The organism is Mycobacterium sp. 852002-51971_SCH5477799-a (genome assembly GCF_001667145.1).
In the GTDB taxonomy this organism is placed as follows: Bacteria; Actinomycetota; Actinomycetes; order Mycobacteriales; family Mycobacteriaceae; genus Mycobacterium.
In genome coordinates this window covers 45,544-53,647 of record NZ_LZIF01000123.1, presented here as the reverse complement: position 1 = coordinate 53,647, position 8,104 = coordinate 45,544, and the positions used below count along the sequence as shown (strand labels likewise).

Annotated in this window: 7 protein-coding genes and 1 tRNA gene; 1 reads left to right on the top strand and 7 read right to left on the bottom strand. The window is 63.2% G+C overall.

Going from position 1 to position 8,104, the window contains the following annotated elements:
- The 5 genes from A5753_RS23230 to A5753_RS24665 form a co-directional block, all read right to left on the bottom strand.
- A partial coding sequence (locus A5753_RS23230) for a hypothetical protein (protein ID WP_156656209.1) occupies window positions 1-1,591 on the bottom strand: 1,591 nt, incomplete at its 3' end.
- Between the two features lie 160 nt (window positions 1,592-1,751).
- Window positions 1,752-2,969, bottom strand: coding sequence for an NAD(P)/FAD-dependent oxidoreductase (locus A5753_RS23225; protein WP_067134167.1), 1,218 nt, complete (start codon window positions 2,967-2,969; stop codon window positions 1,752-1,754).
- A 4-nt stretch (window positions 2,970-2,973) separates the two neighbouring features.
- A complete protein-coding gene (locus A5753_RS23220; protein WP_067134163.1) occupies window positions 2,974-3,165 on the bottom strand; it encodes a ferredoxin in 192 nt (63 codons plus the stop codon).
- The gene (locus A5753_RS23215; RefSeq protein ID WP_067134160.1) at window positions 3,162-4,076 is read right to left on the bottom strand and encodes a metal-dependent hydrolase; all 915 of its coding nucleotides are present in this window, start codon (window positions 4,074-4,076) and stop codon (window positions 3,162-3,164) included. The genes A5753_RS23220 and A5753_RS23215 overlap by 4 nt, the downstream gene beginning before the upstream one ends.
- Before the next feature lie 235 nt (window positions 4,077-4,311).
- The gene (locus tag A5753_RS24665) at window positions 4,312-4,773 is read right to left on the bottom strand and encodes a hypothetical protein (protein ID WP_197694779.1); all 462 of its coding nucleotides are present in this window, start codon (window positions 4,771-4,773) and stop codon (window positions 4,312-4,314) included.
- A gap of 97 nt (window positions 4,774-4,870) precedes the next feature.
- Here A5753_RS24665 and A5753_RS23210 point away from each other — a divergent pair, with 97 nt between their 5' ends.
- Entirely contained in the window at window positions 4,871-6,676 is a 1,806-nt protein-coding gene (locus A5753_RS23210; RefSeq protein ID WP_231990152.1) for a hypothetical protein, read from the top strand.
- A 39-nt stretch (window positions 6,677-6,715) separates the two neighbouring features.
- Here the strand turns inward: A5753_RS23210 and A5753_RS23205 are convergent.
- Window positions 6,716-6,788, bottom strand: a tRNA-Ala gene (locus tag A5753_RS23205).
- Window positions 6,789-6,831: 43 nt separating this feature from the next.
- Complete coding sequence (locus tag A5753_RS23200; protein ID WP_156656210.1) at window positions 6,832-8,103, bottom strand: MFS transporter; 1,272 nt, start codon at window positions 8,101-8,103, stop codon at window positions 6,832-6,834.
- Between the last annotated feature and the right edge of the window lies 1 nt (window position 8,104).

The window sequence follows — 8,104 nt, the reverse complement described above, 5'->3', positions numbered from 1 at the left end:
CCGCCACCCAGGTCACCGGTAGCGCAAGCAGACCGACGACAGCGGTGGCGCCTGCGGCAGTGGCCACTTTTCCACCCGCTGTCAGGCTGAAGTCCGCATTCACGTCCGGCTCCGAGTTCTGCGCCGGGCGGACCCCCACGGTTCGCGGCAGTTGATCGAATCGCTCGCTGACCCGCTTGACTTCCGCCTCGTAATCTTCGGTGCTGAGGTGACCGGCGCGCTTCTTGTGACCGGCCAGGCTCAGCGTCTGCTCGAGCAGCTCGATGGTGTCGACGTCGTCTCGCAGCAGCTCTTTCCCCTTGGGGTCGCGCGGGATGTCGCCGAGGCCCATTTCGTACACCACCTTGAAGGTGGCCTTGAAGTCGTAGAGCTTGGTGTCGGCGCTCACCGTGCCGTCGACGACCAATCGGCCGTCTTCGGTTCGCGGCACGATATCGGCGTCGAGGGCGTCGAGGCTGCGGTCTTGCCCGCCGATGCTGATGGTCTTGGGGCCGGCCAGCGCGCACGGCGCATCGGGATCGAAGTCGCCCTCGTCGAGTCCGAAGCTGTTCATCACGGTGTCACGGACCTGCCGCAAAATGCTCCACCCGGTGACGGCCAAAGCCGCTCTCTCACACGGATTTTCGGCGAGGACGGACACTGGTAGCTCCTCCCCGGGCGGCAATTCGCGCAATGTCTGCAGCTGCACGACCATGGATTCCTCGGTGTCCTCGCCGACTTCGAAGCGCTGCACGACGGCGTCGAGTTCCTTGACTGTGCTGTCGTCCTGGGCCGCGGGGTCGACGTCCACCGGGGTTGGCAGCAGCGCCTGAATCCCGTTGTCCCCCATCGCCTCCAGTTGCGGGCCGACGGCGTCGGCGATTTGGGCGGCAAGCGAGTCGAGCACCCTGGTTCTGGCCTCGTCATCGGAGAGGCCGGGGTGCTGCAGTTTCTCCAGGTTCACCATCAGCTCCCCGGCGATGCTGTGAGTTACCCAATACGCCTCGGCGTAGTCGAGTTGCCAGCTGATCCGCGGGTCTTGTCCGTGAAAGACCGTGACCCCATCCGCACGCCGCTCGACGTGCGGGCCGAACAGCAGCCCGACGTGTGGGTCCGTCGATGGGGCGGCGACCAGTACGGGCCCGTCCTGGGAGGTGAAGTTGAGCGCGATCGTCTGCTTGCCCGGCTCTATTTGGTGCGATTCGAGCTGGTCGTGAATTGTCAACCGCCCGAACAGCGGAATCTCGTTGTACGGGATCTCGCGCGATTCTCCGGCACGCGGACCGTCCGGGATCGTGATGGTCGCCGGGGGAAGCGATACCAACGGGATGCAGGTAACCGAATCGATAACGATCTTCGAATCGAAAATCACCAGATCAATCGCGAAGTGTCGCAGAGGGTCGCGAAGTTCACCGTCTGCATCCTCCTGCCACAGCCGCTGACGAGAGTCGCGGACGAACCAGACGCGATCCAGGGTGAGGTCAAGGGTCGCCGTCGCGGAGTAGCCGGTGCCGTCGACGGACTGCGTGTACTTGTCACCGCTGAACATCTCGGCCGTCTGATCCTGCACGCGCTCGCGATGAATTTCGATGATCGTGTCGGGGCGATGCATGTCATAACTCCGTCCCTCGGCGGTACGCACGACACCGTCGTCGCGTATGCGGTTATGTCGGCCCGATCAGTGAACTCCAGTCGGCTTGTGGATCCTGTACCCAAAAAGGCATGGGTCGAGTCGCCCCAGGCCCATTGGGGAGTAGCGGACGTTCGCCTTGCTAATCCGGTCGGCGCGGCGGAAATTCGGCGCGCTTCTCGATGGCCTCGCGATAGGCATGCACCCGGCCCGGGATCGTCCCGAGCACCGCGATGGTGCGACCGCCCCGCCCGTAAGCGCCGACGAACTGCCAGCCGTCCGGATTGCCTTCGATGATCTCGACAGCGTCGTAATCGGTTGGCACGCCCAGCATTTGCAACTTCACGTCATATTGGTCTGACCAGAAGTACGGCACGGCTTCGAAGGCTTGGGCATGCTCGCGCCCGGCCAGCAGCGTGCGCGCCGCGGCCTCGCCCTGACGTGCCGCGTCGTCCCAGTGTTCAGTACGCAGATGGCGCTCGTACAGCGGATGCCACCAGCGCGCAACATCCCCGGCGGCGACGACATTGCCGTCGCCGGTGTCGCCCTCGGCGGCGCCGGTGGCATCGCAGACCACCCCGTCGTCCAAATGCAGACCCGAACCTTGCAGCCAGTCGGTGGCGGGCGTAACGCCGAGCCCGACGATGACGACATCAGCTGGCACCTGCGAACCGTCGGTGAGTCGAACCGCTTCCACCCGCCCGTTGCCGGCGAATCCGTCGACAGCCACGCCGACGCGCAGGTCCACACCATGTTCGCGATGCAACTTCGCCCAGCAAGGCGCCAGCTCCGCGCCTAACGCTTGAGCCAGCGGTCCGGAGGCCTTTTCGACGAGCACCACATCCAGCTCGAGCGATCGGCAGGTCGCGGCGACCTCGCTGCCGATGAATCCGCCGCCGACCACCACGACACGGGGCCGCGAGCCGAGTCGTTCCCGAATGCGTAGACAATCCTCGACCGTCCGCAGCAGAAGCACCCCGTCGGGAGCCTGTCCGCCCGGCCATTCGCGCGGCTCGGCGCCACTGGCGATGACCAGTCCGTCGAATTCCAAGGACAGGTTCTGGCCCTCGTCGCGGACCTGGACGGTACGCGCGGGCATGTCAAGGCCCACCGCGGATGCCCCTCTCAGCACCCGCGCATCCATGTCGAACTGTGGCGCCATGTCGACGCCCGCCCGGTGCACCTGGCCGCTGAGCAGCTTCTTCGACAACGGTGGTCGATGGTAGGGCGCCTGCCGTTCGGCTCCAACGATGGTCAGGGCGCCGTCGTAGCCGTCCTGCCGCAGCGTCTCCGCCGCACGCATTCCTGCCACGCCGGCGCCCACGACGACGATCTGGCGTAGCTGTCGATTTGCCGGCATCGCGTCAGTCCTCCTCCACCACGATCGCCCGCGTGGGGCAGGACACCTCGGCGGCCTTCAACGGTCCGCGCAACTCTCGCGGCGGCTGCTCTTGAAGCAGGTGCAGCCCGTCCTCTCGTACGTCAAATACTTCGTGGCACAGGCTCATACACACACCGTTGCCGTCGCAGGTATCGAGGTCCACCGAAACCTTCATCGCACCGCGACCTTTCCTTCTAGCTGAGCCCGTTCGCGGGCGGCCTTGGCTGCCGGCGAGTTCTTGATGTACTCGACCGCCATCTCTGTGACCGCTTCGGGGCCCGGGTGATGAGAAGGCCGCATGTACCTGGCGGGCTGGGTCACCATCAGCTGCCAAGGACCCGGCAACTTGTACTCCCTGGCCGCACGCCACCAATCGCGCCAGCGCCACTTCTGGTCGATGGTCGGGTCATGGGCCATCAGGTATTTGGCTCCGGCAATCCACCAGCCGTAAAACAGCGGGGTGGTCATCAACATCGAGAAGGCCCTGATGAAATAGTTGCCGCACACGTGCTGGTAGACGTCGAACACCAGTGAGCGGTGTTCGACCTCCTCGGCCCCGTGCCAGCGCAGCAGATCCAGCATCATCGGGTCGGTGCCGGCGTAATCCAGACCGCGGTTCTGCAGCACCCATTGGCCCAACATCGCGGTGTAGTGCTCCAGCGCCGCCACGTCGGCCAGGCGTCGATACAGCCACCACCGCTTCATCGCCGGCGGGAACCACTTGGGCGGATCACCCAGCGCCACGGACAGCATCTTCCGCAGACGCGAGGTGTACGGCTTCGTGTCGATGCCCTGTTCGCCCAAATGGTCGAGCACCACCTGGTGCGCCCAGGCGTGCCACGACTCCTGCTGGATGAACGGTTTGATCGCCGCCTCCAGCTCCGGGTCATCGACCAGCGACGACGCTTCCAGCACGGCCTTGATGAAGTGCCGCTCCCCCTCGGGCAGCAGCAAATGCAAGACGTTCATCATGTGCGTTGAGAACGGGTCGTCGGGCACCCAGTGCAGCGGTGTCTCGGACCAATCGAATCGGACCATCCGGCGATAGCGCGGGTGTCCGTCGTGGTGAAGTTGGACCTCCGGCATCACAAACTCCTCTCCCCGACCGACCGTTGCAGCCGGCCGAAGCTCTCTTCTACGAAGGAAACGACTCGGCCCGCGGGCACAGGCGCCGTTTCACTGCGAACAACCGTTCACTCAGTCGCGTACCCACACAGGCGGTCGGTCATGCGTGCCAGCCGGATGAGAAGGCTGAGAGTCCGCTGAATTGGCTGGGTTGTGGCGGCGGTCTGCCGCGGTGACGCAGGAGTGCAGCGAGGACTCAAGGATGCTGCCATCTTTTCGCTGCGGAGTCCGGACCGACGCCCTGCGCGACCTTCGCGCCAGAATCGCGGAGAGCAGGTTGAATAGTGCCGCAATTCGTGGCTGTTCCTTTGACCGCACCATGGATAAAGCAGATTTCTTGGTGGGTTTGACGACTTTTATCCAGCGGCATGATTCCGTCGCCGTAACTTCGACAACCCGAGCGATGCGCGGTAACTAGGCTAGCTTCTGAATGCGGTGTTGCCGGCTGGTTGTCGTCGTGCTGCCAGAGCAGGACGCTGCATGATTGAAACTGCGGAGAGAGACACTGCAGCGATATCTTCATACCGTGGCGCGGTGACTCGTTGCGGAATAAAATGCGGTCCGTCCCCATAGCTTTGCCGGTACGGTACGAGGAAATCATGTTCAATTTTTTCCCGAGCAGATTGTTCGCAGCGGCGTTTATTCTAGTTTTCACCATTGCCGCGTGTTGCTCGCCTTCCCAGGCGAGAGGTGGCTGTGGTTCAGGCGAAGAAACCACTCCGCAGACCCCCGTGAGTCTGGCGAAGGGCCAGGATATGGACGACGGCTTGGGAATGCTGAGCCCGGACACCAAGGCGTGCCCCTTGTCTGTCCTTGCCGAGAACGATCCTGAGCCGCCGTTGTACCCCTACATCGGAAGCGCGCATTGGCACGTACCGTGGGGGCAGGAGTATTTCGATCAGGGCCTGAGATTCTACTTCGCTTTCAACAACCGCGAATCCTATCGTGCATTTCGCAAAGCGGCTTCTGAAGCCAGGGATGAGGGGATTTCCTGCTCGGCCTGTTATTGGGCCCAAGCACTTGTGCTCGGGGTGGACTTGAATATGAAAAATGAAAATGAAAAGGATCGGCTGGAGGCGATCAAGTCGCTCGACAAAGCGGAGGACAGCTACCCGAACCCTGAGGACGAGGAGATAATCCGGGCTTTGCGCGGGCGATACCTGGATTGCAATCCCGACAAGACAGACAGCGACCAGGAGAAAATATGCCAAGGTGAACGCAACCAGGCCTACTACAAGGGGATGAAAACCGTCCTGCACGACTTCGGCCGCGACGATCCCAACGTTGTCACGCTGTTCGCCGACGCGGCCATGAATCTGACGCCCTGGGACTTTTGGGATAGGAACGGAGATCCAAAGTACCCTCGGTTTGCCGAGCCGATCACGGAGGCCAAGAAAGAACTCGAGAGGGCTCTGAACTTCGTTCAATATCCGAGAAACGAAGGGCCCCTCCACTGGTATATCCACCTGATGGAGCAGTCACCCACACCGGGTGATGCCGAGCGATCCGCGGACCTGTTGGCATCGCTTGCGCCGAATGCGGGTCATCTCGTCCACATGCCGTCACATATCTATTTCCGCATGGGCGACATGCGGAAAGCGGTTGACGCCAACAAACAAGCGGTCGAAGCGGACGAAAGGTATTTCGCCGAGGAGCCCGATCTTTATCGCCCGGATGGCGACCGGTACAGGTACTCGTATTATCCTCACAATATTCATTTCGTCATTGATGCCGCCGCGTTGAGCGGCGACGGCGATGACGTCAATGACTATGCGGAAAGGCTGTTCGAATCGGCGCCGGACAACGCAAACCCACTACGCGCGGACCTATACCGGGCGGTCTACTATCTCGCTAGGACGAATTTTTCCAGTTCGGACGATATTCGCAACTTTCGGAAGCCTGATGCGTTGAATCAGCAACCGCTGGCAAACATCGCCTACGATTTTGCCCACGTGATGGCTGATATCTGGGGCGGTAGGCCTTACGCGGAATCGGTCGGCCAATTCGGCAAGGACCTCACAAAGTATCGAGCGCTTGCGAAAGGGCCCAACCCCACCTGCGACGTGAAAAAGCGCCTCCCACCGGTCAAGCTGTGTCTGGCCGCGGTGCTCGATAATCTGCAGCGCGCGAGAGTAGAGGCCGCAAACGGAAAGTGGAATGAAGCGATTGACGCTGCGCAAAGCGCTATCGATATCCAGAAGGCCATGTCCGATCGGTCCTATGACGAGCCTCCCGTGTGGCCCTATCCCGCAAGTCAGACGCTGGCCTCGATCCTGATCCGCAAAGCGGACGCTGAGGGCCCCAAGACGGGTCCGGGTCAAGACGATCTGGACACCGCCAAGCGGCTACTGTCGACGAGCCTGAACCTGAACAGAACCCCGGGCGTCAATCCCGACCGAGTCCCGACGGACGCTTTTCTCGGAAACGGCTGGGCTTATTACGGCCTGTGGGAGATCGCGAAGTGGGACGACTCGCCCCAGGCCCAGGCCGATAAGGCCTTAGACGCTCTCAATAACCACTGGTTCGGAGCCACCCAATTCCGAAAACTCGATCGCATGTAGGTCGGCGCGTACTTGCAGCCGCCGTGCATTTTTTCTCGGTGGAGCTAAGGGGACTCGAACCCCTGACCCCCACACTGCCAGTGTGGTGCGCTACCAGCTGCGCCATAGCCCCAAGAAGTCGTGCCCATCGAAGCTACACCACCGTCAACCGTCCATCAAAGTTGCTGCTCAGGCAGGTTCGCCGTGTGCGGAGAGGGCGACGGGTCCGGCTCCGGGACGGGCACGGTCCGGGTTTCCGGCGCCGCCACCCATCCGACGGCGGCGATCAGCAGAACTATCCCGCTGATGGTGAAGCCCCAGCCGTAGCTCAGCCGCTCGGCGACCCAACCGAGCGTCATCGAGCCGACGATGGCACCCAGATCGGACATCATTTGCACCGCCGCCACCGGGCTGCCCGCCCGCGCCTCGCTGCCAAGGATGTCGGCGACCGCGGCCTGCATCGGCGACATGTAGATTCCGGTCACCGCGCCGACCACAATCGCAGCGGCCAGAAACGACGGCAAAGACGACGCGACGCCCAGGAAGACGGTCGCCGCGCCGGACAACGTCAGGCCCACGATCATCAGCGTGCGCCGTCCCACCCGGTCAGACAGGTAGCCACTGGGGATCATCGCCACCGCGTTGCCTCCGGCGAACGCCGCAAGCGCAACGCCGATGATGCCGACGCCGCGGCCCATGACGTCGGTAATGAACAGCGGGACCAGCGCGACGCGAAGGCCGAACGCCGACCAGCCGGTCGCGAAATTGGCTCCCAGCGACGACCAGTAGGCGCGGAATCGCAGCGCCTCTCGCATCGTCACCGTCGATCGTGTCGGCGGCCCCGGCGCGGCAAGGGTCGAATTCCGCAGGCTGTAGAACAGCACCGCCGCGACGCCCAGCAGGGCGACGCCGTACACGATGAACGGAGCGGTCAGGCCCCACCCGGCCGCCAGGGCGCCGACGGCCGGCCCACCCACGGCGCCCACCATGAACGAGGTGGTGAAAAGGCCCGCGACCCGTCCGCGCGCGTCGGGTGGGCTGATGTGGATCATCAGTCCCAGCGCCGACACATAGAACATGGTCGATCCGATGCCGCTGATCACCCGGAAAGCCAGCAGTTGCCAATAGGCCTGGGAGAACGCGCACGCGGCGGTGGAGACCGCGACGATCAGCATGCCGCCGATGTAAATCCGCCGCTCCCCCAGGCGCTGGACCAGCTGGCCGCTTATCGGCGCAAAACACAGGCGGCTCAACGAAAAGACGGTGACCAAGAAAGTCACCGCCTTGATGCTGACTCCGAAGCTGCGGGCGAACGACGGCAGCGCCGGCGAAATGACCCCGTAGCCCAGCGCGACCATGATGTTTGCCCAGCTCAGGATCCAGACTTCGCGCGGCAGCCGGCCAAAACGGGACGCACGCCCCTCCGCGCGGGCAAGCCGGAGGGAAATT